Genomic DNA, 26,263 nt, shown 5'->3' on the forward strand with positions numbered 1-26,263 from the left:
TGCGCTCGGGTTCACCGCCCGAGGGCGCGGGCGAGCTGCTGCTTGTTCATCGTGGACCGGCCTTCGATGTTGCGTTTCTTCGCCTCCTCGTACAGCTGGTCCTTGGTGGGGCCCTGCGCCCCGCTGTGGGAGCGCTGTCCCCCGCGCTGGGAGGCCGACTTGGGGTCGCGCAGTGACGCCCGACTCGCCGTCTTCGACTCCCCGGCGCGGGCCCGTTCCTTGTTGACCGTGCGGGCCGCGATCTCCTCCGCCCGCCGCGGCGACTCGCCGCGCTTGCGCGCGGACTCCTTCACGTGTTCGTACTGCCGTTCCCTCTTGGCACTGGAACCTCGCGGCATCTCCACTCCTCCTCACCACTTCACGGCTGGTGACGGTCCGCCGCCACGAACCCACCATGGGCCGGACCAATGCACAGGTCGCAACCGGCGCGGGCCCGGCCGGCCGCGTACCGCCACCCCTACGGGTAACCGCCCCGTCGCCTCCCCCTGCCGGACGCGCGTGCTCTGCGGAACCTCGACGCCTACGGCGACGACGCGCAACTCACCCTCTACGTCCCGTACGAGCTGCACTACCGCGGCTTCGACGGCGTCACGGACGACCACGAGTGGGAACCGGAGCCGCTCCGGGTGCGCGCGTGCGTCGAGGAGCGGTTCCTCTCTTCCGTACGGGCGGACGTCCACCCCCTCCCCGGCCTCGACGAGGCCGTGGCCGCGCTGCTGTCCGAACCGGCCGGCGGCGAAGACGGAGCGGTCTCCACCGGGCCCTGCGCGGCGCACTGGTCGGGCACTTCGCCACCGTCGAGATCACTTCCTCACCCGGGTCCCACCGACTGGCCGGTGCCCTGCGCCGCTGCGGTGCGGGAGCCGCCGCACAGCGCTTCTACGCGCCCCACCTGGAGCAGGACGTCGTCCTCGGCATCCAGGCCGCGCCCCTTCTGGAGGAACGTCTCGGCGCCCGTCTTCTCGACGCCTGGCGCGACCGGCATAGCGCTCTGCGAAGCGCGCTGCCCGACGATGGCACGCCGACCGTTCCCGATCTGCCCTGAGTAGACGATCCGTGTGATGACCCCTCCCGCAAAGCGGTTGGTTCCGGGCACCGAGACGGGTTTACGCCTGCAATGGTCGGGCACTCGGTAAGCGTTTCCGACGGGCCCTGCTTTGGGGCTCCCGTCACGACTCAGGAATGGGAGCGGTCACCATGGCGAAGGACGAGAAGGCCAAAGCCAAGGCCCAGCAGGTGAAGGGGAAGGTCAAGAAGGAGGCCGGCCGCTTGGTGGGGGACGACAGTGCTGCGGCCAAGGGCAGGGCGACCGAGGCGAAGGGCCACGCCCGGGAAGCGAAGGAGAAGGCCAAGGACGTGTTCAAGCGCTGACAGGCCGGGAACGGGCTCGTCCCGGCCCCAGGAGCTTCGGGGCTGCCGTACGACGAGCGAAGGCCAGGGGCGCGTTCACGCTTCCGCCACGGCCCGTCGGCGCAGGTGGGCGCAGGTGGTGGCGAGAATGCGGGAGACGTGGACCTGGGAGACCCCGAACTCGGCGGCGATGCTCTCCTGCGTCATGCCGCGGAAGAAGCGGAGATAGAGCACCCGCCGCTCGCGTTCGGGCAGGCGCTCGATCAGCGGCCTGACCGCCTCACGGTCGACGACCACGTCCATCCCCGGATCAGGTGACCCAATGGTGTCCGCCAGGTCGCCCGAGCTGTCGGCCGTACCGCTCAGGGGCGCGTCGAGGGAGAGCGTGCTGTGGCAGTGCAGTGCCTGAAGACCGTGCCGTACCTCACTCTCGGACAGGTCCGTGTGATGGGCCAGGTCCGTCACCCCGGGCTCGCGACCGTCGGCGGACAACTCCTGGCGTGCCACGCGCACCTTGTTGCGCGCCTCCTGAACGCCCCGAGGGACGTGCACGGCCCAGGAGAAGTCACGGAAGTGGCGCCGGACCTCACCGGTGATGGTCGGCACCGCGAAGCTCTCGAAGGCCACCCCTCGATCCGGGTCGTACCGGTCCACGGCCTTCACCAGCGCCAACGCGGCAACCTGCCGCAGGTCGTCCATCGGCTCACCCTTCCCGCGGTACCGCGACGCGATCCGGTGCGCCATGGGCAACCACGCCTCCGTCACCTCCTCCCGCACCCGATCGCGTTCCTCCCCCTCGGGCAGCGCGACAAGACGGCGGAACGCGGCCGACGTGTCGGGCGCATCATCATGCGAACGCGTACGGCGAGCAGCACGGCAGGTGGACATGCTCATGAGACCGCTCCTCAAGAATCGGGATTCACGGTTCAGCACAGGGGGCCTCGAAGGGGCCACTGAGAGCGAGCACGCGCGGCTCGACGCCCCTGGAGATATCCGCTAAAGGGACCTGCCCTGCGGTGTGCCTGCATTCTGAAGCACTTGAGTCACTTGTACCTCTCCTGCACCCTCCCAAACCCCTCCCCCTGCGCACCCCGCGCGTGACGTGCCGCCGAACCTCTTTCAGGCGGCGGCACGATCCCGCTCGGGGCCCGGACCTCGGAGCGCCTGCCGTACGGACCAGAGCACGGCGACCAGCGGTACGGCCACGACCGCACCGAGCACGCCCGCCGTGATGGCGCCGCCGACCACGGAGAGAGCCACCACGACAGGGTGGATACGGACGGCCCAGCTCATGATCAGCGGGTGCAGCAGATGGCCCTCGATCTGGCCGATGAGCACGATGAGCACCACCACGATGCCCGCCACCAGCGGCCCCTTGGACGCGAGCGCGACCACCACCGCGACGGCCAGCGCGATCGGCGAGCCGATCAGGGGGACGAAGGCGGCGAAGAACTCCAACAGGGCGAGCGGCAGAGCGAGGGGTACGCCGAGCAGGGTGAGTGCGAGGCCGACGAGGATGGCGTTGGTCGTGGCGACGAGCAGCACGCCGTGGGTGTAGCCGGTGAAGGTCCGCCAAGCGGCCCGAGCCGCCACCGAGGTGCGGCGGCGGAAGCGGGACGGAAGCTCGGCGCAGAACCAGTCCCAGTACCGCTCGCCGGAGTGGATGAAGAAGACGGCGCAGAACACGGCGAGGGCGAGCACGGTGAAGATCTCGACCACCCGGCCGACACCGCTGAGAGCGGTGCTCAGGATGGCGGTGCGGTGTGTGGTGAAGAAGCGGCCGAGTTCGGACTGGAAGTCGTCCAGGACGTGCGGGGAGATCCGGAGCGGCGGCTGCTCCAGCAGGTGCATGATCCGGTCGAACCCGCTGCGGAACTCCCGTGCCAGTGTGTCCTGCTGCCCGGCAACCACTTCCCCGACCAGTGCGAGCACACCGAGGACGAGGACGATGCTGCCGGTCACGGCCACGCCCACGGCGAGCGCGCGGGGCAGCTTCCGGTTCAACAGGTCTGCGGCGGGCCGCAACACTGCCGTGGCCACGAGCCCCAGGAACACGGCGAGGGCGACCTGGTGGAAACGCCCGAGCACGGAGAAGGCCCCGAGAACGACGACGGCCACCACGACGACGCGCCAGGCGTACGCGGCGGCGACACGCAGGCCCTCGGGCACGCCCCGGGGCGGGGTGGGGCCCGACGGTGACGCTGACGGCTCGGCGGGGCTGGACATCCCTTTGCTGTACCTCCGCCCGTGGGTACGTCCACCTGAAGGTCGGTCGGTTCACCCGGAGGGCACCGCCGGGTCCGCTGACCGGTCGGCCCCGTGAGGCCGTGCGTCGTCGCCGGCGCCAGCGGTGCCGTGCTCGCCTGGGGCCAGCGCTCGGTCGGGTGGAGGAAGCAGCGGGCCGAGAGGACCGAGGTCGAGTTGGAGCTCGGTCCATGGCCAGCCCGTAGCGCGCACAGAGCGTTTCCCTCCTGCCGTCCAGGGTCATCCGTGTCGACCCGAGACGTTCCTCTTGCTCCTCCGAGGGGTCACCGAAGTCACGGTCGTCTCCGTTCACATCGCCGGGATCAGCGGCTACGAACCGATCGTCGTCGACCTCCCCGGCCTGCCGGATCGCAGACAGGCCAGTCCTCGTAAAGCCCCAGCTCAGCGCACACGTCCACGCTTCTTCAGCGCCCCCGGGGGGAGTTCGGGGGCGACTCGTTGCGCACGATGCGACCTCAGCAAGAGGTCAGCATCACACGCAGGAGGTACCAGACCAGGGCCACCACGGCGCTCGCTCACGGCATGGGCAGCTTCTTCAGGGACTGCGAACACCCCAAGACCGGATGGTCTCGCTGCCCCCACCCCGCTGGACGGTGATGCCGTGGGCGGCGAAGAATGCGTTCGCCCGCTGCCAGAAGCCCGCGGCCGTGTGCTGGCGCTCGTCGGGCAGGACCTCGCCGTAGGCCAGACGGGAGTGGCCGTCGACGGCCGAATGGACGTAGCTGTAGCCGATCACGGGCTTGGAGCTCTTGCGGGTGGCGGTGGTGGCCTGGCGATTCGCTTCGGCGGCGGCCCTGCCGACGACACGCCAGCCGCCGCCGTCGGGGACGTTGCCCAGTTTCCTGATGTCGACGTGGACCAGTTCGACCGGCCGGGCGTGTACGTAGCGGTGGATCACGCGACAGGTGGGCCGGTCGAGGAAGGCGAGACGGTTCAGGCCGTGGCGGACCAGGATCCGCCTGCCGTGAACGGTCAGCCGGGCATCACGGTGGGACACGAGGACCTCCGTGTGCGGTGCAGCTTGGACACCTCCACCACACCGGAGGTCTTCGCCATGATCAAGACCCAACACCGTCAACAACGCTCGTGGTCAATACACCTGGGGTGCGGCGAAATGGTCGGACGCACAGGTGACCGTCGTGGCCCCAGCGGCGCCCATCCACGAGTCCGTTCCGGCGCCTCCGGCACGCGGAAGCACGAGGCAAGGTCGGCTCCGGCTTCACACCGTCTGCACGCAGGTGCACTGGCAGACAGCGAGCGTGCCCTCTGCCGCCTCGGTCTCCTCCCGGAGCGTGACGTCGGCGATGCTTTCGGCGGCCTCGGCCATCTCCTCGCGCGGCCACAGCACCAGTGCGGCAACGGTGCCGAGCACAGCGAGAACGGCAAGGATCGTCCAGGTGAGCGTGAACCCCGACTCCGTGGCGATCCAACCGGCGACGGGATAGGCGAGCAGCCACGCCAGGTGGGAGAGCGAGAACTGGGCGGCGAAGACCCCCGGCAGTCTGTTCGGCTCGGCCGAACGACGCAGCACCCGCCCCGTCGGAGTGACGACCAGCGCCATCCCGCTCCCGATCAAGGCCCAGACGGCCGCCGTGCCCGCCCAGGTGGTGAAGTCGGACGCGCTCATCACGACGGCGGCGGCGACGCCCGTCAACAGGACCGCGGCACCGGTCATCATCACCGTGCGTTCACGGATGCGGTCGAGTACGCGGGGCAGCAGAAGCGCGACCAGCAGGGTGCCACCGCCGGAGGCGGCGAGCATCCAGGCGACGTCGGTCTGGGTTCCGCCGAGTTTGTCGCGGACGTAGTTCACGGTGTTGACCACGACGATCGAACCCGCGGCGGCGACCACCAGATTCAGCGCGATGATGCCACGCAGCCTCGGCGTGGCGGCGAAGGTCCGGATCCCCGAAGCGACTCGGTCCCACGCTCGTGTGTGCTCGCTGGGCCGGGCATTGGGGATCCTGGTCGACAGCACGAGCACGGCGGAGACGGCGAATCCGATGGATGTACCGACGAAGAGCCAGTTGAAGGTCATGAAGGACAGCGCCACGGCCGCGAGGACCGGGCTCAGTAGGCTCTCCATGGTGTACGCGACCTGAGAGGCCGACAGCGCCCGGGTGAAGTCGGCCTCGTCGGTGACGATGTCGGGGATCACCGCCTGGAAGGTGGGCGTGAACGCGGCGGATGCCGCCTGGAGCACACCGATCAGCACATAGATCTGCCAGATCTCCGTGACGAACGGCAGCGCGACCACGACCACGGCCCGGACCACGTCGAGGGCGGTGAGCAGCTTCCGCCTCGGCAGCCGGTCGACATACGCCGCGGCCAGCGGCGCGATGACGACGTACATGACCATCTTGATCGTCAAAGCGGTGGCGAGGACCGCGCCGGCTCTCGGACCGGCGAGGTCATAGGCGAGCAGCCCCAGCGCGACGGTCGCGAGCCCCGTGCCGAACAGGGCGATGATCTGCGCACTGAACAGACGGCGGAAATCTTGCAGCGCGAACAACCCCACAGTTGTCTTCCTCCCGGCCCACATACCCCGATAGGGTATTAAGAGGTATGTATATCGCATCCGCTGGGGAACCCTCGCAGCCTGCATCGCGGCTGCTCCCGATGGCAGGACCTCGGGTCGACTGCGCCGGACTGTCCGGAGTCGGACAAGGGCCGACGCGGGATCGACCGGGTCGTCTGCGCTTCACGCGGCCTTGGACAGGGTGGCCCCGTCCGTGCGGTGCTCGGACCGGGCAGGTGCCTCGGTCGCGGGCCGTCGTTGGTCACGGCAGGGCCAGAGGAGGAGTGCTCCGGTGGCGCCTACCGCGGCGAGGACGGTCCAGGTGAGGGTGAGGCCGGTGTTCGTGCCGAGCCAGCCCGCGACGGGGTAGGTGATCAGCCAGGCCAGGTGGGAGAGGGAGAACTGGGCGGCGAACCGGGCGAGGATGCGGGGCAGGGCGAGGGCGGCCAGGAGGGTTCCGGTGCCGGACGCCGCCTTGCCCCATGCCCTGGTGTGACCACTGGGGTGGGCGTCGGGGATCCGGGTGAGATCACCAGCAGGGCAGAGCGGAGGAATCCGGCGGAGGTGCCCAGGAACAGCCGGTTGAAGCTCATGAACGTCAGCGCGAGGGCCGCGAGTACGGGACTGAGCAGGCTCTCCATGGTGTAGGCGACCGACCTGGGAGGCGGACAGGGCCCCCGGGGTGGCGGTCGCGCCCCGCGGATGCAGGCGGGTCCATCTCTACGCATCGCGGTCGCCTCCCGGGGTGAGGCCGGCGAGAAGGTTGAAGGAGCCGGTGAGGATGTTGAGCGCGGCGACGTCGGCTATCGCTCGGTCGCCGAAGCCGTGCTCGCGCACTGCGTCGACCTGCTCGTCGGTGGTCTACGTCGGCTCGCCGTAGACCTGGAGGGCGAGGGCGACGATCCCCGCGATGGCGGGGTCGGCCGAGGCTCCCTCGCGGGCCCGGTCGATTCCCCCCCCGTCCACGCCCAGGGCGCGGGCGGCGCCGACGTGGGCGTCGAGGCAGAGCCCGCAGCCCTGCCGGGGCTGGACGGTGATCGAGATCCGTTCGCTGATCCTGCGGTCGAGCTTGGCTCGTCCCATGGCCCGGCTGAGCTGGGGGTAACCGACCAGGACAGCGGGTGAGTGCGCCATCGTGGAGACCATGTCGCCGAGCCGGCCGCCGCCGTGACGGGAGGCGAGTTCGGCGAGGAGGTCGCGCGAGACGCCGACCGCCGCGCCGGGCACGAGACCTCCGTCGAGGGTGACGGTGCACTCACCGAGACGCGCGGTGCGGGTGTCCTCGGGGAGCGGCTGCGGGTCGTAGGAGCCGGCGACGGCAGCGTCGATGCCGAGCGTCAGGGTCCCGTCGGGTCCGGCCGGGTGGATGTCGGCGAAGATCCGCCAGTCGCCCGGTGTCAGGGTCACGCCGACGCTCCATACGCCGTTCCCGTCCCGTACGGGGTGGACGTGCTGGAAGCCGTTGGTGTCGCGGCGGACGGCGATGAGGTGCAGTTCCTTCTCGTGCTCGGTCTCGTACTCGGTGACCGGCAGGCCGTCGGGGCCGGTGATCCAGAAGTGACCGTCTGCGCCCCGGCGGGAAGGACCGTCGCGCCGAGTTCGAGGGTGTACCCGTCCTCGGAGACGGACAACCCGCCGGGACGGGCTCCGCCGTGGGCGCCATGACCGGCGTGGCCTCCGCGGCCGGTCGTTTCGGGGGTCGCGCCGTGACGGGAAGTGCTGTTCATCGCGTCTCCATCTGTGTGATGCGCTGTGCGACGTGGTCCGCGTTCCCGGACCACCCACAAGAAGACCTGTACCCCCAGGGGGTATTTCACCCAGGGATGCCGCCCCACCCGGCGTGTCATCACAGGCAGCCCGCGCTGGACGCGGAACGCAGCCCCGAGAGGCCGGTGGGCCGGGCCGGGACGGCCGCACGCCAAAGGATCCACCACCTCCGGAATTCGCCGAACGAAGGCGCCATGACGTAGATCACATACCCCCCGGGGGAATCAACCAAAGGGGCGCGCGGTTACCGAGACCAGAAAAAGCAACGCTCGTACACTTTTCTGGATGGTAGTCATGTCGTCACCCACCGCGGCACTCCCAGGAGCCGGCAGGCACCTGGGTCTGGCCCTCACCGTCATCGCCTCGGCCCAACTGATGGTCGTGCTCGACGGCACGATCACCAACATCGCGCTGCCGAGCCTCAAGGAAGACCTGGACATCTCGGCCTCGGGGCTGGCCTGGGTCGTCAACTCCTACGTCCTGGCCTTCGGCGGCCTCCTGCTGCTCGGAGGCCGCATCGGCGACCTGTTCGGACGGCGCAGGATCTTCCGGCTCGGCATCGCGCTGTTCACCCTCGCATCACTGCTCGGCGGCTTCGCCAACAGCCAGGAGCTGCTGATCGCGGCCCGTGTGCTCCAGGGCGTGGGCGCGGCCGTGGCGGCCCCGACCGCACTGTCACTGATCGCCACGACATTCCCCGAAGGCGCGCCACGGAACAAGGCGATGGGGGTGTACGCCGGCATGTCCGGCATCGGCGCGACCGTCGGCCTGCTGCTCGGCGGCGTGCTCACCGAGTACCTCGACTGGCGCTGGGTGTTCTTCGTGAACGTCCCGATCGGCCTGGCGGTCCTGCTCGGCACCAAGGTCCTCGCCGAGAGCGAACGGGTCCGCGGACGCCTCGACGTGCCCGGCGCGGTGACCGGGACCGCCGGTCTCGTCTCCCTCGTCTACGCCATCACCCGGGGCGGCGAGCACGGTTGGACGAACGGCAGCACACTGGCGCTCTTCGGCGCGGCCACCGTCCTCCTGGCCGCCTTCGTGTTCCTCCAGAACAAGGTCACGGCGCCGATGATGCCGCTCCGCCTGCTGGCTGACCGGAACCGGGCCGGCTCGTACGTGACGATGCTCTTCATCGGCGCCGGCATGTTCGCGATGTTCTACTTCCTCTCCCTCTACATGCAGCAGGTCCTCGGCTTCAACGCCCTGGAGACCGGCCTGGCCTACATTCCGTTCAGCCTCGGCATGGGCATGGCCACGAGCGCCGGTTCGAAGCTGGTGGCGAGGTTCGCGCCGCGCACCCTGACGATTCCCGGTCTGGCCCTGGCCGCCGCGGGCATGCTGTGGTTCGGCACGATGACCCCGGACTCCTCCTACTGGGCACACCTGGTGCCCGCCATGGTCATCACCTCCATCGGCCTGGGAACCGCCTTCCTCCCGATGACCCTCGGCGCGGTCTCCGGCGTCGGCCACCAGGACGCCGGCATCGCGTCGGCGCTGCTCAACACCGCCCAGCAGGTCGGCGGAGCAATCGGCCTGGCCGTCCTGGCGACGGTCTCCACGACCATGGCCGACGACAAGCTGCCCAACGCGGACGGCGCCTACTACCAGGCACTGGCCACCAAGGACACCAGCCTGCTCGAACGCGCCGCGAGCGCGCTGACCGACGGCTACACCGCAGCGCTGGTGGGCTCGGCGGCCCTGATGATCGCGGGCATCGCCGTGGTCGGGCTCGCCGTCAACGCCAAGCGCCCCAAGCCCGCAACGGCCGACCAGCCGGCCTCCGTACACATGGGCTGACCCAGGAGGACGGCCGGGCCCGGGAGAGAACCCCGGGCCCGGCCGTCCGCATACGATCACCACCCCGGTCACCCGAGGAATGAGGAACACCACATGCCGGAGAAGACGCGCAAGGGCGAGCGCACCCGCCAACGCATCCTGGAAGCGGCCCGCCAGGAGTTCGCCCAGCACGGCTACGAACGCGCCACCATCCGCGGCATCGCGGCAACCGCCGTGGTCGACAAGTCCTCGGTCATCAAGTACTTCGGCACCAAGCAGCACCTCTTCCGCGAAGCCGTGGAGTGGCAGGCGTCCTTCGACCCGTCCGCGCTGGAAGTCTCCGACCAACAGGGCGCGGAGTACCTCCGCACCATGCTCGCGGACTTCGCCGGCCCACAGCACGACCCGATGCTCGCCCTGCTGCGCGCCGCGATGACCAACGAGGAAGCCGCACAACTCCTCCGCGAGAAAGCGACCACGGGAGCCGTGGACCCCCTGGCCGAGGCTATGGACGGCCCGAACGCCCAACTGCGGGCCGCCCTCATGTCCGCGACCCTTTTCGGCATCGCGGTCCAGCGGGAGATGCTCAGGATGCCCTACCTCGCCGAAGCCGACCTCGACGACGTCCTGAAGCTCTCCGGCCCGATGCTGCGCCACTTGCTGGAGCCGCCGACAGACTGGGACCACCCGCCCGCCTCCTGAGAGCGGTGCCCGCGAGGGCCGGCAGGACCGTGGGAACGTACCTGACCGAACTCCGGGCGAACCTCGCCGATGGCACGGGAGGTGACTGAACCGACCTCCACCCCTTCGGGGCCCGAAACGGGGACCATCACGCTTACCGCGCCCGCGCGCTCCCACAGGCCACCGACCACCCGCCGGCCCCGACGGCTACCTTCGCCCGAACCTGGCGCCTCAAGCCCAGCTCCGGGTCAACGAGCGAGGGCGGAATCCCGCAACCTGACAATCTGTCACCAAAGTCGGCATTGGGTCAGCATTGGGTGCACCCAACTCGACCGCAGAAGACCAAAGTCGGGAAGGACCCGCCCGGGCGGACCCGGTGACGCAGACGCGGTCGACGCCTTCGCGCCCACTCCCCCGCCGCCGCGCCGGCAGGCCAGATCGCGAGCACACTGCCCCCGCACAGAACCCCAGCTCAGCGCACGCGTCCGCGCTTCTTCAGCGTCCCCGGGGGGAGTTCGGGAGCGGGCAGTGGATCGCCGTCGTAACCCTTCACCTCACCGAAGCGAGTGCCTTCCATCCAGTCCTGGCGCGCCTGGACGATCTCCTCCTGCGAGCGTCCGATCCAGTTCCAGAACATGATCAGCTCCTCCTCGAAGGGCTCGCCGCCCAGGAGCATCAGGCCCGCGTCGGACTCTGCGCGGATCGGCAGGGTCGTGCGGCCACAGCCGAGGTACAGCATGGAGCCGGGGAGGACCGGCACGCCGTCGACGTGGGTCTCGCCGGACATCGACAGCACGGCGTACTCGAAATCGGGGTCGAGCGGGATCGACACGTCCGCTCCCCGTGCGAGGGCGAGGTCCGCTCCGACGATGGGCGTGTACGTCGTGCCGGGCGAGGTCGCCCCGTCGAGCGAGCCGAGGACGACCGTGGCGGTCAGGCCCGGCGCGGTGACCTTGGGCAGGTCGGAGTGGTGCTGGAAGTGCGGCTCCACGTGGCGGTGGGTGTCGGGGAGCGCGACCCACAGCTGGGCGCCGTGCAGGAAGCGGGCGTGGGAGCGGGGGCTCTCCTCGGAGTGGCTGATCGCCCGGCCCGAGGTCATCAGGCCCAGCTCGCGGGGGCGGATGGTGGCGAGGCTGCCGGTGCTGTCGCGGTGCAGCACCTCGCCCTCGTGCAGCCAGCTCACGGTCTGGAGGCCCATGTGGGGGTGGGGCGGCACCTGCATGCCGGGTTCGTCGGCGATGTCGTCGGGACCGTAGTGGTCGACGAAGGCCCAGGCGCCCACCATGCGGCGGCCGAGGTTCGGCAGCAGCCGCCGGACCACGGTGGACTCGCCCAGCGGGACCGTACGCGGACTGAGGAGTTCGCGTACGGGCTCGGCGACGACGAAGCCTCGGCCACCGCAGACGGAGAGGGCGGCCTGACGATCGAGATTGCTCATGGCGCTCAACCTATTCCCGTGGGGCTCTCGACGGGCAGTCCCCACGCTCCAGAGCGTAGTGGAATATTCAACTAACATCCTCCGTTGACAGCCCACGAAGGCCCGAGCAGGACGGCCCGAGCGAAGGAGGAGCAGTGAGCGAGACGTACTACGAGTTCGGCACCGCCGCCGAGCGGTGGGACCGGGCGCAGCTGTTCTTCGACGCCAAGGAGTACCAGACGGCCGCCCGCATCCTGCGCGGACTCGTCGAGGAGGCGCCGGGGCAGGTGGCGCAGCGGCTGCTGCTCGCCCGTGCCTACTACCACTCCGCCCAGCTCGGCCGGGCCGAGGGGGAGCTGCGGGGCGTGCTGGAGCTCGACCCCGTCGAGTCCTACGCGCACCTGATGCTCGGCCGCACCCTGGAGCGCCAGGGGCGCCCGGAGGAAGCCGCGCCGCACCTGCGCATCGCCGCGGCGATGTCCGGGGAGTGACCCGGCTGCACGGTGCCGTGACGCCCTGACAGGGCGACCTGACGAAACGGACGCCGCACCAAAGGCCAGAGCCTTCGGTGCGGCGTCCGCATGCATGCGTACGCACGGTTCCCTGCGCCCGCAAGCGGTTCGGTTCAGCGCACGGCGCTGAGCTTCTGCCACTCCTCCCACGACAGGTTCCAGTTGCTGAACCCGTTGCCGAGGTCGGGCACGCCCTTGGTGTCCTTGCCCGTGATCACGAAGGGATCGCCGACCTGGACCTGCTTGTAGAAGGAGGACGCCTCGCCGGTGCTCATGCCTATGCAGCCGGAGCTCTTGTTCGCACGGCCGAAGTAGGACGCGTTCCAGGGCGCCGCGTGCGCGTACATCCCCGACCAGGTCAGCCGCATCGAGTAGTCGACCATCTTGTTGTACGCGTCGCCGAGTCCGACGGTCTCGGAGTTCATGTTGATGGTGCCCTCCTTCGACATGAGCACCGTGGTGCCCCGCCAGGAGCGCTTCTCCCCGCCGGGCGTGCCGCCGGAGACCGGGATGGTGCGGACCTGCTTGCCGTCGCGCTCCAGGGTCAGCTTCTTGTTGTCGAGGTCGATCTTGACCACCTGCTGCGAGCCGATGGTGAAGGAGACGGGGTAGTCACGGACGAACCAGCCGCCCTTGGGGCCGGAGTCAGTGCCGTTCAGCTGCGCGTTGACGGTGACCTTGGTGCCGGGCTTCCAGTACTCCTTGGGCCGCCAGTCCACCCGGTCCTTGCCGGTCCAGTCCTTTATCCAACCCCAGGAGCCCTCGGTGTTGTTGGACGTGGTGACCTTGAGCTGCTTCTCCACCTCGGCCTTGTTCTTGACGGGTTCGTCGAAGACGAGGGAGATCGGCTGGCCGATGCCGACGGTGGTCTTGTCCCCCGGCCACCAGTTGACCTTGTTGACCTTCTCGGCCTTCGCCGTGCTGAACGACGCCTTCTGGGTGTCCGCCGTGCCGCCCTCGGTCTTCGTCTCCGCGGTCACCTGGTACGTGCTGCCGGGCGCCGCCTTGCGGTCCGAGGTCCACACCGTGTTCCGCTCCGACAACTTGCCCGTCAGCGCCGCGCCCTTGGCGTCGGTGACGCTCACCGAGGTGAGGCTGCCGCCCTGGGCCGTGACGCGCACCGGTTCACCCGGCTTGACCTGCTGTCCGCTGGGCGTGACCGTCACGGTGGCGGGCTTGCCGCCGTCCTTGACCCCCTTCGCCTTGCCGTCCGACGCCGTCCCTGAGTCGTTCGAGGAACAGGCGGCGAGCGCGAGCGGGGCGAGTACGGCAGCCGCGACCGCGAGGCGCGCGGAGCGGTGACGTACGGGGCGCGCGGATATCGGGCGCAACGGAGACCTCCGTCAGAAGTCGGCAAGTGTGCGGAAGCAGCGGACATCTGTAACTCTAATGCCGAAAAAGCGCAGGTGAAGGCCGTGATGGCTGTGTAACAGGCACTGATGGGAAACGGTCATCATTCCGTCACATTCGCCCCGCGCCGGGTGGCCCGTCGGGGCTCGAACGGCGCGCGGTACTCTCCACATCCGCCCCGTGGATCGTTCGTACGGGCTGCTCTGTTGCAAGTCCGGCGCCGGGGGCGTCTCGTGGAAACGCTGGGGACATGGGAAAGACCTTTGGGCGGGATCGCCGACCACACACCGCACCGGAGGCGCCCGACCCGTCCGGCCCGCCGGCGGTGCCGACGCAGGGCGGTCCTGGTCGGGACTCCGCCGGAGCGGAAGCAGAAGCGGGCACAGGAGCGGACGACGGCGTAACGGGAGGCGCAGGAACGGAAGACGGGGGCTCCCCGCCCGACGCCCGGTCCGGCTCCTCGGTCGCCCGCAGCGGCGCCATCATGGCGGCCGGCTCCCTCGTCTCCCGGGCGACCGGGTTCGTCCGCGCCTCGGTCGTCGCCGCGGCGCTCGGCATCGGCATGACGGCGGACGGGTACGCCGTGGCGAACGCCGTCCCCACGATCGTCTACATGCTGCTGGTCGGCGGCGCGCTCAACGCGGTCTTCGTGCCCGAGCTGGTACGCGCCGCCAAGGAACACCAGGACGGCGGAGCCGCGTACACCGACCGGTTGTTGACCGTCTGCACGGTGGCGCTGCTGGCGCTCACCGGGGCAGCGGTGTGGGCGGCCCCCGCCATCGTCGAGGCGTACACGGGCTACAGCGGCCAACAGGCCGAGATGACGGTCGCGTTCGCCCGCTACTGCCTGCCGCAGATCTTCTTCCTGGGGCTCTTCACCATCCTCGGCCAGGTACTCAACGCCCGCGGCCGGTTCGGCGCCATGATGTGGACGCCGGTCCTGAACAACGTGGTGGTCATCGCGGTCTTCGGCCTCTACCTGGCGACGGCGACGGGCGGCGGAAGCACCCTGAGCGACGCGGAGACGACGCTCCTGGGCGCGGGCATCGCCGTACAGGCCCTGGCGCTCGCCCCCGCCCTGCGCCGCGCCGGCTTCCGCTGGCGCCCCCGCTTCGACTGGCGCGGCAGCGGGCTGACCCGACCGCTGCGTTCGGCGGGGTGGCTGGTGCTGCTGGTGCTCTCCAACCAGGCCGCGTACTGGGTCGTCACCCGGCTGGCGACGAAGGCCGGCGAGCGGGCGACGGCGCTGGGCATCGACGGCGGCGCGGGCTTCAGCGCGTACAACAACGCGTACACCCTGTGGGCCGTGCCGCACGGCATCATCACCGTCTCCCTGGTCACGGCGCTGGTCCCTCGGATGAGCCGCGCCGCGGCCGACGACGACCCGCTCGCGGTGCGCCGCGACGTGTCGTACGCCCTGCGGACCAGCGGCGCCCTCATCGTCCCCGCGTCGTGCGCACTGCTCGCGCTGGCGCAGCCGGTGATGACGGTGGTGTACGGGTACGGGCAGACCGACCCCGACGACGTGGTACTGATGGCGGGCATCCTCATGGCGTTCGCGCCCGGGCTGGTCGCCTTCTCCGGCCAGTACGTGCTGTCCCGCGCGTTCTACGCACTGTCGGACACCCGCACGCCCTTCCTGCTCAACCTGGTGATCGTCGGGCTCAACGCGGGCCTGGCGGCGGTGGCGTACGCCGTGCTGCCGGCGCGCTGGGCGGTGACGGGCATGGCCGGGGCGTACTCGGTGGCGCTCGCGGTGGGATGGATGGCGACGGCGTTGGTGCTGCGGCGCCGGCTCGTACCGCGCCACGGCGACGTGCGCGGCAAGCACTCGGGCCGCCCGCGGCCCTGGCGCCACAAGCCGATGGTGCACTCCGCCTCGGCCGCGGCGCTGTTCCGCCTTCTGCTGGCAGCGGTGCCGGCGACCGCGCTGGGCTATCTGACGACCCGGGCGGCGTCCCCTGCGGGCCCGGTGGCCGCGGCCGTCGCCGGCGCGACCGTCATAGGACTGCTCTTCGCCCTGCTCGCCCGGCCGTTGAAGCTGACGGAGCTTCAGGCGGCGCTGTCGGGGGCGACGCGAAGACTGCGCCGGCGACCGCACCGGAGCTGAACGGGCTGACGCCCCGGGGGTTCACCCCGGGGCGTCAGCCCGCCGAGTCGTGCGTCAGGACAGCTCCAAGGGCACGTCGCACTTGGCCTTCTCGTGCGCCTGCTTCGCCGCCGCGGTCACCAGTTCCCTCGCGGCACCGCGTATCGCGTCGCCGCCTTCCATCCGGGTGCCCTCCCGCAGCCGCAGGGACACGCCGAGGTCCCGTGGCATCCCCGGGTCCTGCTTCTCGGAGGCGCACGGCACCAGGATCGAAGCAGCCTTGCGGGAGACCATTCCGCGGCCCCCGGGGCCGAACTTCTTCGTCTCCTCCTTCGGGAGGTAGTCCGTGCCGACGCTCACGTGGTCGACCCACTCGTCCAGCGACTCGCCGTTGCGCAACTCGGCCACCAGGGACAGCAGTTGCTTCCCGTCGCCGGAGACGAAGCAACTGCTGGAGAACCCGTCGCCGTCCTGCACCCGGACGTTCTTCTTCGAGTCCACCGAGTACGACTCACTGGCCGGGAGCAGCTTGTTCAGCGTCCTGGCCGCCGCGTCCGCGGGTCCGAGATCGCTGCACACCTGGTCCGCGCTGACGGTGCCGTCCTTGCCGAACGGAGGCCCCCCGGCCGCGTAGTACACACCACCGCCCGCCACGACCGCCGCAATGGCCACGCCGGTGATCACGTACTTCTTACGCACTCTCGTCACTCCTCCTGAAGGTCCCGGGGCCGACCTTCACCGTCGATGTAGGTCTTCACGTTCGTCGCCGCGTTGTTGAAGCCGTCCTCCGCCGAGGAGGCAATACTGCGCTCCAACTCCTGGTTGGGGGACCCCGACGCCTTGCCGGCGGCTTCGGCTCCCCGCTCCAGCAGCTGCGCGGTGTCCTCCCGGGTGGAATCCCATTCCTTTCCGTTGCGGAAGAGGACTTCGTCGGTGCTGTCCTTCTTCATGCCGCCGGTGATGGCGCTGATCGCCTCTTCGGCGAACGTCCCGGCCAGGTCGCCCGCGACGATGGCGCCGGGTCCGGCGGTCGGCGACACGAGCAGGCCGATGCCGGTGCCGGCGATGGCACCGCCCCAGGTGCTGGCCTGGTCCAGCGCGGCGTTGTACTTGGCGTCCGCTTCACCGCCCTGGATCTCGGACTCGTAGGCCCGACCGGCGCCCAGGATTCCCTGGACCTCGCCCATAACCTCGCCGACCTGGTGGGAGGCCCGGAGGCCCTTGTTGCCGTCGATGAAGGCATCCGGGTTGGCCGAGTGGTATTCGAGGAGGTTCGAGGTGTAGTTGTGCTGGCCGAGGGTGACGGCGGCGTAGCCCTCGGGGTTGCGGCCCAGCGCGTAGAGGAAGCGCGTGGTGTCGCTCTCCTTGATGTCCGCGGTGGCACCGGGGGCGATGAACAGGTCGCCCTCCCCCTCCGTGCCGGACCTCAGGGAGCGGTTGATGTCCGGCATGTACTCCGCCGTCATCTGGCCGAAGCTGTCCGACATGTACCCGTTGTCGGTGAGGAGTTCGGGCTTCTTCGACACCGACTCGACGACGCTCTTGTACAGCTCCGCCTGCTCCGGGGAGTGGGCCACCGTCTCCGACGTCGGCAGTTCGCCCGCCGGGTGGCCCGTCGTCGCCGCCTCCAGCGCGGCGGCCATGTAGTTCTTGCCGGAGATGCTCTCCTCGCCCTCGTCGTCCTGCTCGCGCATCCAGTCCCGCTCCTCGAAGAGGTACTGGAAGTTCGTGAGGTCGACGTGGCCCTTGTTGCCGTCGCCGTCGGTGTCGCGCTTGTACGGGTTGCCGTCGGCGTCCTTGTCGATGAACTCCGAGTTGAAGAACTGCGTCGCCGCGTCCGGGCTGTTGGACAGCGCCTTCATGTAGCCGGTCATCGGGTCGAAGCCGAAGTCCGTGCCGGTGGTGTTCATGTGCGGCCACAGGCCGCCGCCGTGGTAGCCCCAGATCTGGTCGGGGCTGCGGCCGTTGCGGACGCCCTCCTGCTCCTTGGCCATCATGCCGGAGCCGTAGCTGTTCAGGAAGTCGTCGTCATAGTCGCCCCAGCGCATCAGGTTGCTCATCACCACGTAGCCCGAGACCCCGTTCGGGCCGTTCACGGGCTTCTCGACGGCGATGAGCATGTCCGTCTTCCACGACGACATCTCGGGCGATGCGCTCTGGGTGGCGTTGGCGAGGGTCAGGCTGAGGTTCTTCTGCAGCTCGACGTACTGGTCGAACCGCTTCCCGTCCATCGGGAAGTCCCGCGCGTTCGGGTCGTTGAGCTTCGCCCAGAAGTCGAGGGTGCCCTGGGCGCCGAGCTTCTGCGCGAACGCCTCGGCGAAGAGGTCGTCCTTGTTGTACTTGGCGAGCCCGGCGTTGAGGCGGTCGAACTCCTCGACGGTGAGCTTGCTCGGGTCCTTCTTCGCCAGCGCCGCGAGGTCCTCGGCCGTCTTGACGGCGTCCGCCGCCTGGTCGCGGTCCTTGTACGAGGCGTCACCGAAGCCCTTGTCCGCCTGGTCGACCAGGGAGCGCAGCACCCGCGCCGCGGTGCTGTCGCTCTCGCTGGCCTTGTCGAGGATGCCCTTGATCTGGTCGCGCACCGAGTCGACGTCGCCCTGCTTGACGTCCTTGCCGGCGTCGCCGTCGGCGGCCCTGACGACGAAGCCGGTTCCGTCCGGGCGGACGGAGATGTTCCGGGTCTGCGCGTTGGATATCGCCTCGGTCAGGTTGCCCTTGAAGGTGCGCAGCTCGCCGAGGGTGTCGCGGAGGATGTTGCGGATGGAGTCGGCCTGGGTGTGGGCATCGGCGAACTCTCCGACGGTCTTGCTGATGAACTTGCGCGTGACGTCGGAGTTCACGCCCCGCCAGTCGCCGCCGAAGGCGGTCTTCTTCAGTCCGTCGTTCGCATCCGTGTCCAGCTTCTTGAGGTTGCTGACGAGGGTGTTCCAGTCGGAGACGGCCGTGTCGAGCTTCCCGAAGTTGGCGTGCAGGAGAGTGTCGAAGTCCATTTACTTGTCGTCCTTCTTCTTCTCGTCCTCGCCGTAGACCTCGTTGCGCTTGCCCGGGGCGCCCGCGCGCTCGTCGAAGCCGGCTTCCAGCGCCGTGATGCTGCTCATGCGGCGCTGGATGAACGTCTCGTCCCCGGCGTGCGCGTTCTTCGTGAAGTCCATGTGGTTCGAGATGTGCGCGCAGGCGTCCATCAGGTCCGCGAGGGAGGAGGCCCATTTGATGCTGACGTGGGACAGGGCGCCGCCCAGTTCGAAGCCCTGCGTCGTCAGGTCGGAGCCGGCGTTGTCGCTGGTCTTCTCATGGACGCGCCCTTCGTTCCACAGGCGGTTGTAGAGCTTGTACGCGTGGTCCCCCACCTTGGCCAGGTGCTGCTGGTCGACCTTGAGGTCGCCCTGGCCGTTCGTGGACAGCGACTTGCCGTCGCCGGGGTCGTCGGGCACCCGGTTCAACTGCATCTGGGTCGACTGCCGATCGGCGGCGTCCGACTTCAGCTGTTCCCATTCGTCCCACGCCATGGCGGGATCTCCTCCCCGTTGGTCGAGCAATGTGCGGCCGACACGCTCGTTCCGGCCACTCCCTGACCCTCGCCGGGGCGCGCCGTGCAGCGACGCGATCCAGCCGGAGTCAGGGCCTCGACCCGCCGGGCCCGTCGACGCGCCCATTCTGCTACGAGGTGCAGAGCTGCTCATACAACCACGTGCAGGAAGTGGGGAGGTTGCATGGCCGTCGGGTCACAGGCGGCTGAATCCAGCCAAAAGGGGGCGCCCCGGGCGCCATGGGGACGGTGGCCGGGGCGCGGAGCCCACCAGGGGCGGACGGCGTCAGATCCCGTTGGTGTAGAGGAGTCGGTTGGGTGAGGTCTTGCTCACCGTGAGGACGTCCTTGGTGGACTGCTCCAGCAGCCACTGGAGGACCCGCACCGGGCTGGCCGCGGGGTTGGCGGCCTTGTAGAGCAGCGCGACGCCGGCGACGTGCGGGCTGGCCATCGAGGTGCCGTCGAGCGCGACGCTGCCGCCGCCGAGCTTCGCCGAGAAGATGGCCTGGCCGGGCGCGTACACGTCCAGACAGAGCCCGAAGTTGCTGAAGTCGGTCTCGACGTCGTTGTGGTCGGTCGCGCCGACGGTGAGCACGCCGGCCGCGCTGGCGGGCGAGTAGTCGCAGGCGTCCTTGCCGTCGTTGCCGGCGGCCACGACCGGCAGGACGCCTTGGGCGGCGACGTTGGTCGCGGCGTCGTTGACGGCCTGGTTGCGACCGCCGCCGAGGGAGGCGTTGACCACGGCGGGCTGGCGGGCGTTGCGCGCCACCCAGTCGAAGCCGGCGATGATGCCGGACCACGCGCCGCGGTTGTCGCAGCCCAGTACGCGCACGCTGACCAGGCGCGCCTGGCGGGCGACGCCGTAGGTGGCGCCGCCGACCGTGCCGGCGACGTGGGTCCCGTGCCCGGCGCAGTCGGCGCCGGCCTGCCCGTCGCCGATGGCGTCGAAGCCGAAGACGGCCCGCCCGCCGAACTCGGGGTGGTCGTAGTCGATGCCGGAGTCGATGATGTACGCGGTGGCGCCGACGCCGCTGCCGTTGACGGTGAACTCCTGGTTCAGCGGCAGGTAGGGCTGGTCAATGCGGTCCAGTCCCCAGCTGTACGCGTGGTACTCGGGCTCCGGCGCGGCGACGGGGCCGCCCGTGGCGGTGCCGTCCTCCTCGACCGCTTCGACGGTCGGCAGCGCGCGTAGGGCGGCCAGCTCGGCGGGCGTGAGCTTGGCGGCGAAGCCGTTCAGCGCCGAGGAGTAGGTGAAGAACGGCTTCACCGCGGGGGCCGCTTCCTTGACGGCGGACTCCGGGCTCGCCCCCTTCTTCAGGGTGACGATGTACTGCCCCGGGATCGGGGCGGTGGCCCGGCGCAGCGGCGCGGGCTCGGCACGGGTGGCTCCCGTGCTGACCGACGGCCCTGGCTCGGGGGCGGCGGACGCCGAGCCGGTGGCGATCAGGGGTGTGGCGGCGGTGACGAAGGCGACCGCTGCCACGGCACAGGCACGAAGCCTCGTATGCGTGGACATGGCTGCGACCCAAGCAAACCGGGATCGACGAGTCCATGACCGTCCGTAAGGTTTCACTACATTGCGTTACTGTATGGTGATACGCGTACCCGTTCGGAGCCATGGTCGGTCGACGGAGTACGTCGTACGGGCCCAGGGCGCCGGCCGTCTCAGCGGGTGGCCTCGGCGCGGTCCGCGTGTGCGGCGGCGGTGCGGGTGATGTTGCGCGCCATCCCGCCGAACACCACGCTGTGGAAGGGCGCGACGCTCCACCAGTACGCGTGCCCGAGGAGCCCGCGCGGGAAGAAGAGGGCGCGCTGCCGGTAGTGGGTCCGGCCGTCGGCGCCGGGCTCGCAGCGCATCTCCAGCCAGGCGAGCCCGGGCAGCCTCATCTCGGCGCGCAGCCGCAGCAAGTGCCCGGGCTCGATCTCCTCCACGCGCCAGAAGTCGAGCGAGTCGCCGGTCCTGAGGCGGGCCGCGTCGCGCCGGCCGCGGCGCAGTCCCACCCCGCCCATCAGCCGGTCCAGCCACCCGCGGACCGCCCAGGCGAGGGGGAAGGAGTACCAGCCGTTCTCACCGCCGATCCCTTCGATGACCCGCCACAGCGCCTCGCGGGGCACGTCCACGGCGATCTCGCGCTGGTCGGTGTAGAGGCTGCCGCCGGCCCAGTCCGGGTCGGTGGGCAGCGGATCGCTGGGGGCGCCGGGAACGGCCGCGGACGACCAGCGGGTGATCACCTGTGCTTCCCGCACCCGGCGCAGGGCCAGTGACACCGCGGTGTCGAAGTCGAGCGGATGACCCGGCGGATCGGGCACGTAACGGGTGACGTCGTGCTCGTGGCAGACCACTTCGTGGCGCAGTGACTCGGTGAGCGGGCGGGCGATGGCGCCGGGCACCGGGGTCACCAGCGAGACCCAGAGGCTGGACAGCCTCGGGGTGAGCACCGGCACGGGCAGCACGAGCCGGCGCGGGAGGCCGGCGACGGCCGCGTAACGCAGCATCATGTCGCGGTAGGTCAGCACCTCCGGGCCGCCGATGTCGAAGGCGCGGTTGACGTCGGCGGGCATGCGCGCGCTGCCGACGAGGAGGCGCAGCACGTCCCGTACAGCGATGGGCTGGATGCGGTTGCGCACCCAGCGCGGGGTGACCATGACGGGCAGGCGTTCCGTGAGGTAGCGCAGCATCTCGAAGGACGCGGAGCCGGAGCCGATGATGACGGCGGCCCGCAGCACGGTGGTGGGGACGCCCGAGTCCAGCAGGATGCGGCCGACTTCGGCACGGGAGCGCAGATGGGGCGAGAGGCTGCGCTCGGGCACTCCGCGCGGGGTCAGTCCGCCGAGGTAGACGATGCGGCTCACGCCCGCGGCCCGCGCCCGTTCGCCGAAGACGCGGGCGGCGCGCCGGTCGGTCGCTTCGAAGTCCCTGCCGGTGCCGAGGGCGTGCACCAGGTAGTACGCGACGTCGACGTCCCGCATCGCCTCGGCGACCGACGCCGGGTCGGTGACGTCGCCGCGGACCACCTCCACGCGGTCCGCCCAGGCGTGGTCGCGCAGTTTCGCGGGCGTACGGGCGAGGCAGCGCACCTGGTGCCCGGCGGCCAGCAGTTCGGGGACGAGGCGTCCGCCGATGTATCCGGTGGCGCCGGTGACCAGACAGCGCAGGGGGCGGGTGGCCCCGGGCTGGACGGGGCCTGCTCGGTCTGCGGGGGCGGTGCTCATGGCGCTTGGCTCCAGGGGTCCGTGGCGTGCGGGTGGTCCGTTTCCAGGGTCACGCACGCCGGGCCACGACGAGGTGTCGGGGGCCGCGCAGCAGGGGGCTGCGGCGGTACGGCGGCGGATCCGCCACGAGGCTCGGCTCGGCGAGGTGCCGCAGGAGTTCGGTGAGGGCGATCTGCGTTTCGACGCGGGCGAGCGGCGCGCCGTAGCAGGAGTGGATCCCGCCGCCGAAGCCGAGGTGCTGGTTGCCGGTGCGCGTCGGGTCGAACCGGTCGGGGTCGGTGAAGCGCAGCGGGTCGCGGTTGCCGGCGGCGAGGGCGAGGACCAGGGGTGCGCCGCGCGGCACGGTGACGCCGGCGACCTCGACGTCCACCAGCGGGGTGCGCTGCGGCAGCAGGTGGACGGGCGGCTCGTACCGCAGCAGTTCCTCCACGGCGGCGGGGACGAGTTCGGGCTCGGCGCGCAGTCGGGACAGGGCTTCGGGGTGGCGCAGCAGGGTCAGCATGCCGTTGGTGATGAGGTTGACGGTGGTCTCGTGCCCGGCGATGAGCAGCAGTACGGCGGTGCTCATCAGCTCCGTCCGCGTCAGGCCGCCCTCGGGGCCGTGGTCGTTGACGAGTGCCGACAGCAGGTCGTCGGCGGGGTGGCCGCGGCGGCCGTCCGCGAGGGCTCCGAGGTACTCGGCCATCGCGTCCCTGGCGGCCATCGCGGCGCGGCGCTGCTCGGCCACGTCCTGGCCGGGGGTGGGATCCGTCGCGGCGATCATGGTGTCGGTCCACTCGCGGATCTGCGGCACGTCCTCGTGCGGTACGCCGAGCAGTCGGCAGATGACGGTCACGGGGAGCGGGTGGGCGAAGTCGTCGACGAGGTCGATGCGGTCCCGGGTGCCGAAGTCGGCGATCAGTTCCCGGGCGATGTCGGTGATGGACGCGCGCAGGGCGTCGATGCGCCCGGGGGTGTGCGGTGGGCCGAAGGGGCGCATCGCGATGCTGCGGAGCCGTTCGTGTTCGGGGTCGTCGAGGCTGATGAAGGCGGGCGTACGGGCGTCGGGGCCGACGACGAGCGGATCGGGTTCAGCGCGTCTACGCAGGTCCGAGCTGATGCGGGGATCGTGCAGCAGGGCGCTGATCTCGTGGTAGGTGCCGACGAGGTAGCTGCCGTCCTGCTGCTCGGCGACCTTGTGTTCGCGCAGTTCCGCGTAGAGGGGGTAGGGGTCGGCGCGGTTGGCGTAGTGGGTGATCCGCTCGAAGAGCGTGGCCGCGGACGGCGGCGAGGAGGAGGAGGCAGCGGAGGGCGGCGGAGAGGAGGGGACGGGCATCGGGGCTCCTGGGTGGTGCCGTGCTCAGGTCTCGCCGCTCAGCAGCGTCAGCCGCCGGTCGGGCGCATGGCCGGTGAGGGCGACGGTGGGGCCGTGGGAGAGCAGTGCGGGGTCGGGGACCTCGGAGGGCAGCGGCACCGCCGCCGGGTCCTGGTCGGCCGCGCCGCGCGGCGGGAAGGGCGCGCCGGTTTCGATCAGGGCGAGGTAGTGGTCGAGCCACTTGGCGCGGTTGACGCTGACGGCCGCGGTGACGCGACCGCGGTAGCCGTACGCCGCGACGAAGCGTCCCTCGTCCGGCGATCCCTGGGCGAAGACGACGCGGTCGGAGAAGGTCGGCACCCCGACGGACTTGATGTTGAGCCCGAACTGGCTGGACCAGAACGCGAGCACGGTCAGATGGGGACGGCGGTGGGACGGCGCGCTGACCATGTTGTGCGCGGCGACCTCGGCCTGTGCGACGGCGTTGCCCCAGTGCTCCAGGGAGAGCATCTGGTACTCGAACAGCGGGTGCGGGAAGCGCGCCACGTCGCCGGCGACGAAGACGTCGTCGGTGACGATGCCGTACATGTCGAAGGCGCGGCAGCCGGCGTCGCAGGCCAGGCCGCGCGCTCCGGCGGCGAGGCCCGATCCGTCCAGCCACTCCACGTTGCGCACGGCCCCCAGGCACACCACGGCGACCTCCGCCTCGACGCTCCGCCCGTCCGAGAACTCGGCGCCGGTCAATCGGCCCCCGCGGCCGACGAGCCGGGTCACCGTCACGCCGCAGCGCAGGTCGACTCCGTGGGCCCGCTGCACGTCGGCGGCGAAGCAGCCGAGCCGGCCGCCGAGGGCTCCGACCAGGGGCGCCGGGCCGCGTTCGGCAACGGTCGTGTCGATGCCGCGCGCCCGGCACGCGGAGGCGACCTCGGATCCGGTGAACCCCGCTCCGATCACCAGCACCCGGCGCGGCCCGGCGTCCAGACGCTCGGCGAGGGCGGCGGCGTCGGTGTCCGTACGGACCGTCAGCACCCCGTCCAGCCGGGCCTCGGTCCCGTCGGGCCAGGGCCGGGCGCGCGTCCCGGTGGCGATGAGGACCCGGTCGTACGGCACCTTCTCGCCGTCCGCGAGCAGCACCTTCTTCGCGGCCACGTCGAGGCCGGACGCGGGGACTCCGAGGCGGAAGCGGGCGTCGAGGGGGCGGCGGCGCGGCAGCCCGGTGTCCTCGGCCGCAACCCGGCCCAAGAGCACTTGCTTGGTCAGCGGCGGCCGGTCGTACGGGGCGCGGTCCTCGTCCCCGATCAGGGTGAGCGACCCGGTGAACCCGGCGTCCCGCAGCGCCTCCGCCGCCCGCAGGCCGGCCAGTGACGCGCCGACGACGACGATCCGGCCGTCCGCGGCGCCCGGCGGTACGGCCTCAGACACCGTCGGCACCGGCCGGCTCCCCGATGGAGACGGCGCCCACCGGGCAGGCCGTGGCCGCCCTGCGGACCCGTTCGTACTCCTCGGGAGCCGGTGCGCAGGCGTACCCCAGCGCTTCGTCGCCGCGCAGTTCGAACACCCGCGGGGCGAGGAACACGCACTGGGCGTAGCCCTGGCACCGATTGAGGTCGACGACGATCCGCATCACGCGCTGCTGCTCCTCCGCTCGGCGGCGAACGGGCAAGAGGATACGTTTCCTCCCCATTCCTCCCGCTCGGCGCGGCCGAGATCGAACGCAGCGCACTTCCGATGGCCGTACGCGCGACCGCCCCGGGCGAAGGGCCCGGGGCGGTCCGTTTGCCGTTGGTCGGTCGTGACCGGCCGGCGGTCGGTCAGCGGATGTTGACGTCGATGCAGGCGTAGAAGGCCATCGGCGTGTCGGCGATGTTCCACACCGCGAGGACCTTCTGCTTTCCGCTCGCGCCGCCGAAGTTCACCGAGTGGGAGACGGTGGCGCCCGGCCGGGCACCGCCGTCGTTGAACTCGGCGACCTTCTGTCCGCCGACGTAGTACTGCCACGTGCTGGTGGCGTGCTGCGCCGTCAGGCGCCAGTTGAAGGTGGTCGACCGGCCGACGTCGGTGACCTTCCAGCCCCTGCCGTCGTCGTCGAGTTCGCTGAAGCGGCCGTTGCCACCGCTACAGCTGCGGAGTCCCTTGGGGCCCTCCACGCTCTGCGGCTCGTACTTGATGTCCCCGCAGGGGACCGTGCGGGCTGCGCACTGCGCCTGGCGGCTCGGCGGGGAGGAGATGTACCCGTGTGCGCTGGCCGTGTTGGCCGGCAGCATGACCGCCAGGAGCGGGGCGACACCCGCGCCGATGGCGACGGCCAACTTCTTGCTTCGCTGCATGTCAGCTCCTTGAAGTGTGGGGAGGAGCGTGCGGGGCGCGACGGCGGACGGCCGGTACGGCGGCGGGCGTGGGGCACCAGCCGCCGGGGGATCCCCGGAAGGGCCGTCGTCGAGCCCATTTGGTCTGGACCATACCCCCTATTGATGGTGAACAGTCAATAGGTTTAACGTGCATCGGCCC

The 26,263-nt window shown here is 70.6% G+C and carries 21 protein-coding genes and 2 pseudogenes; 6 read left to right on the top strand and 17 right to left on the bottom strand.

The annotated features are described in order from the left end of the window. Positions 1-11: 11 nt before the first annotated feature. A complete protein-coding gene (locus AB0E05_RS16530) occupies positions 12-338 on the bottom strand; it encodes a plasmid stabilization protein (RefSeq protein ID WP_361963817.1) in 327 nt (108 codons plus the stop codon). A gap of 177 nt (positions 339-515) precedes the next feature. Here AB0E05_RS16530 and AB0E05_RS16535 point away from each other — a divergent pair. After that, a pseudogene (locus AB0E05_RS16535) lies at positions 516-1,045 on the top strand (iron-containing redox enzyme family protein); the annotation flags it as partial. A 152-nt stretch (positions 1,046-1,197) separates the two neighbouring features. Beyond that, positions 1,198-1,371 carry a CsbD family protein gene (locus AB0E05_RS16540; protein WP_361963884.1) on the top strand — a complete coding sequence of 58 codons (174 nt, stop codon included), beginning with the start codon at positions 1,198-1,200 and terminating at the stop codon, positions 1,369-1,371. A gap of 75 nt (positions 1,372-1,446) precedes the next feature. Here AB0E05_RS16540 and AB0E05_RS16545 read toward each other — a convergent pair whose 3' ends face one another. The 5 genes and pseudogenes from AB0E05_RS16545 to AB0E05_RS16565 form a co-directional block, all read right to left on the bottom strand. Continuing rightward, positions 1,447-2,238, bottom strand: coding sequence for a SigB/SigF/SigG family RNA polymerase sigma factor (locus AB0E05_RS16545; protein WP_361963886.1), 792 nt, complete (start codon positions 2,236-2,238; stop codon positions 1,447-1,449). A gap of 231 nt (positions 2,239-2,469) precedes the next feature. Then, on the bottom strand, positions 2,470-3,576 hold the full coding sequence (locus tag AB0E05_RS16550; RefSeq protein WP_361963819.1) for an AI-2E family transporter: 1,107 nt from the start codon (positions 3,574-3,576) through the stop codon (positions 2,470-2,472). Positions 3,577-4,198: 622 nt separating this feature from the next. After that, positions 4,199-4,588, bottom strand: a pseudogene (locus tag AB0E05_RS16555) (IS481 family transposase); the annotation flags it as partial. Between the two features lie 246 nt (positions 4,589-4,834). Next, positions 4,835-6,133: an MFS transporter gene (locus AB0E05_RS16560; protein WP_361963888.1), complete on the bottom strand. Its 1,299-nt coding sequence runs from the start codon at positions 6,131-6,133 to the stop codon at positions 4,835-4,837. An 861-nt stretch (positions 6,134-6,994) separates the two neighbouring features. After that, complete coding sequence (locus tag AB0E05_RS16565) at positions 6,995-7,540, bottom strand: hypothetical protein (RefSeq protein ID WP_361963823.1); 546 nt, start codon at positions 7,538-7,540, stop codon at positions 6,995-6,997. Between the two features lie 654 nt (positions 7,541-8,194). Between AB0E05_RS16565 and AB0E05_RS16570 the strand changes: the two genes are divergently transcribed. Both AB0E05_RS16570 and AB0E05_RS16575 read left to right on the top strand, forming a co-directional pair. After that, positions 8,195-9,697, top strand: coding sequence for an MFS transporter (locus AB0E05_RS16570; RefSeq protein ID WP_361963825.1), 1,503 nt, complete (start codon positions 8,195-8,197; stop codon positions 9,695-9,697). Positions 9,698-9,790: 93 nt separating this feature from the next. Further along, positions 9,791-10,378, top strand: coding sequence for a TetR family transcriptional regulator (locus AB0E05_RS16575; protein WP_361963828.1), 588 nt, complete (start codon positions 9,791-9,793; stop codon positions 10,376-10,378). Between the two features lie 451 nt (positions 10,379-10,829). Here the strand turns inward: AB0E05_RS16575 and AB0E05_RS16580 are convergent, their stop codons facing one another. Continuing rightward, positions 10,830-11,795: a pirin family protein gene (locus AB0E05_RS16580; protein WP_361963830.1), complete on the bottom strand. Its 966-nt coding sequence runs from the start codon at positions 11,793-11,795 to the stop codon at positions 10,830-10,832. 134 nt (positions 11,796-11,929) lie between these two features. On the opposite strand from AB0E05_RS16580, the gene AB0E05_RS16585 reads away from it, so the two are divergent. Next, positions 11,930-12,265: a tetratricopeptide repeat protein gene (locus AB0E05_RS16585; RefSeq protein ID WP_361963832.1), complete on the top strand. Its 336-nt coding sequence runs from the start codon at positions 11,930-11,932 to the stop codon at positions 12,263-12,265. Between the two features lie 134 nt (positions 12,266-12,399). Here the strand turns inward: AB0E05_RS16585 and AB0E05_RS16590 are convergent, their stop codons facing one another. Then, positions 12,400-13,608: an Ig-like domain-containing protein gene (locus AB0E05_RS16590; RefSeq protein ID WP_361963890.1), complete on the bottom strand. Its 1,209-nt coding sequence runs from the start codon at positions 13,606-13,608 to the stop codon at positions 12,400-12,402. 278 nt (positions 13,609-13,886) lie between these two features. Between AB0E05_RS16590 and murJ the strand changes: the two genes are divergently transcribed. Further along, positions 13,887-15,746, top strand: a complete 1,860-nt coding sequence (murJ, locus tag AB0E05_RS16595) for a murein biosynthesis integral membrane protein MurJ (RefSeq protein ID WP_361963834.1) — start codon at positions 13,887-13,889, stop codon at positions 15,744-15,746. Positions 15,747-15,800: 54 nt separating this feature from the next. Here the strand turns inward: murJ and AB0E05_RS16600 are convergent, their stop codons facing one another. From AB0E05_RS16600 to AB0E05_RS16640, 9 genes are all read right to left on the bottom strand, one after another. Beyond that, the gene (locus AB0E05_RS16600) at positions 15,801-16,424 is read right to left on the bottom strand and encodes a hypothetical protein (RefSeq protein ID WP_361963836.1); all 624 of its coding nucleotides are present in this window, start codon (positions 16,422-16,424) and stop codon (positions 15,801-15,803) included. 5 nt (positions 16,425-16,429) lie between these two features. Next, positions 16,430-18,712 carry a DUF6571 family protein gene (locus AB0E05_RS16605; protein WP_361963838.1) on the bottom strand — a complete coding sequence of 761 codons (2,283 nt, stop codon included), beginning with the start codon at positions 18,710-18,712 and terminating at the stop codon, positions 16,430-16,432. Further along, complete coding sequence (locus tag AB0E05_RS16610; protein WP_361963840.1) at positions 18,713-19,228, bottom strand: hypothetical protein; 516 nt, start codon at positions 19,226-19,228, stop codon at positions 18,713-18,715. A 306-nt stretch (positions 19,229-19,534) separates the two neighbouring features. Continuing rightward, a complete protein-coding gene (locus AB0E05_RS16615; RefSeq protein ID WP_361963842.1) occupies positions 19,535-20,764 on the bottom strand; it encodes a S8 family peptidase in 1,230 nt (409 codons plus the stop codon). Between the two features lie 149 nt (positions 20,765-20,913). Next, positions 20,914-22,461 carry an SDR family oxidoreductase gene (locus AB0E05_RS16620; RefSeq protein WP_361963844.1) on the bottom strand — a complete coding sequence of 516 codons (1,548 nt, stop codon included), beginning with the start codon at positions 22,459-22,461 and terminating at the stop codon, positions 20,914-20,916. A gap of 49 nt (positions 22,462-22,510) precedes the next feature. Further along, complete coding sequence (locus AB0E05_RS16625; RefSeq protein WP_361963846.1) at positions 22,511-23,776, bottom strand: cytochrome P450; 1,266 nt, start codon at positions 23,774-23,776, stop codon at positions 22,511-22,513. A gap of 24 nt (positions 23,777-23,800) precedes the next feature. Beyond that, positions 23,801-25,186 carry an FAD-dependent oxidoreductase gene (locus AB0E05_RS16630; protein WP_361963849.1) on the bottom strand — a complete coding sequence of 462 codons (1,386 nt, stop codon included), beginning with the start codon at positions 25,184-25,186 and terminating at the stop codon, positions 23,801-23,803. Beyond that, positions 25,170-25,379, bottom strand: coding sequence for a ferredoxin (locus AB0E05_RS16635; protein WP_361963892.1), 210 nt, complete (start codon positions 25,377-25,379; stop codon positions 25,170-25,172). Before AB0E05_RS16635 ends, AB0E05_RS16630 begins: the two co-directional genes overlap by 17 nt. Before the next feature lie 187 nt (positions 25,380-25,566). Next, positions 25,567-26,082 (bottom strand): lytic polysaccharide monooxygenase auxiliary activity family 9 protein, encoded by a 516-nt coding sequence (locus tag AB0E05_RS16640; RefSeq protein ID WP_361547264.1) that lies wholly within the window; start codon positions 26,080-26,082, stop codon positions 25,567-25,569. Positions 26,083-26,263 lie beyond the last annotated feature (181 nt).

It is taken from the genome of Streptomyces sp. NPDC048057, assembly GCF_040653095.1.
In the GTDB taxonomy this organism is placed as follows: Bacteria; Actinomycetota; Actinomycetes; order Streptomycetales; family Streptomycetaceae; genus Streptomyces.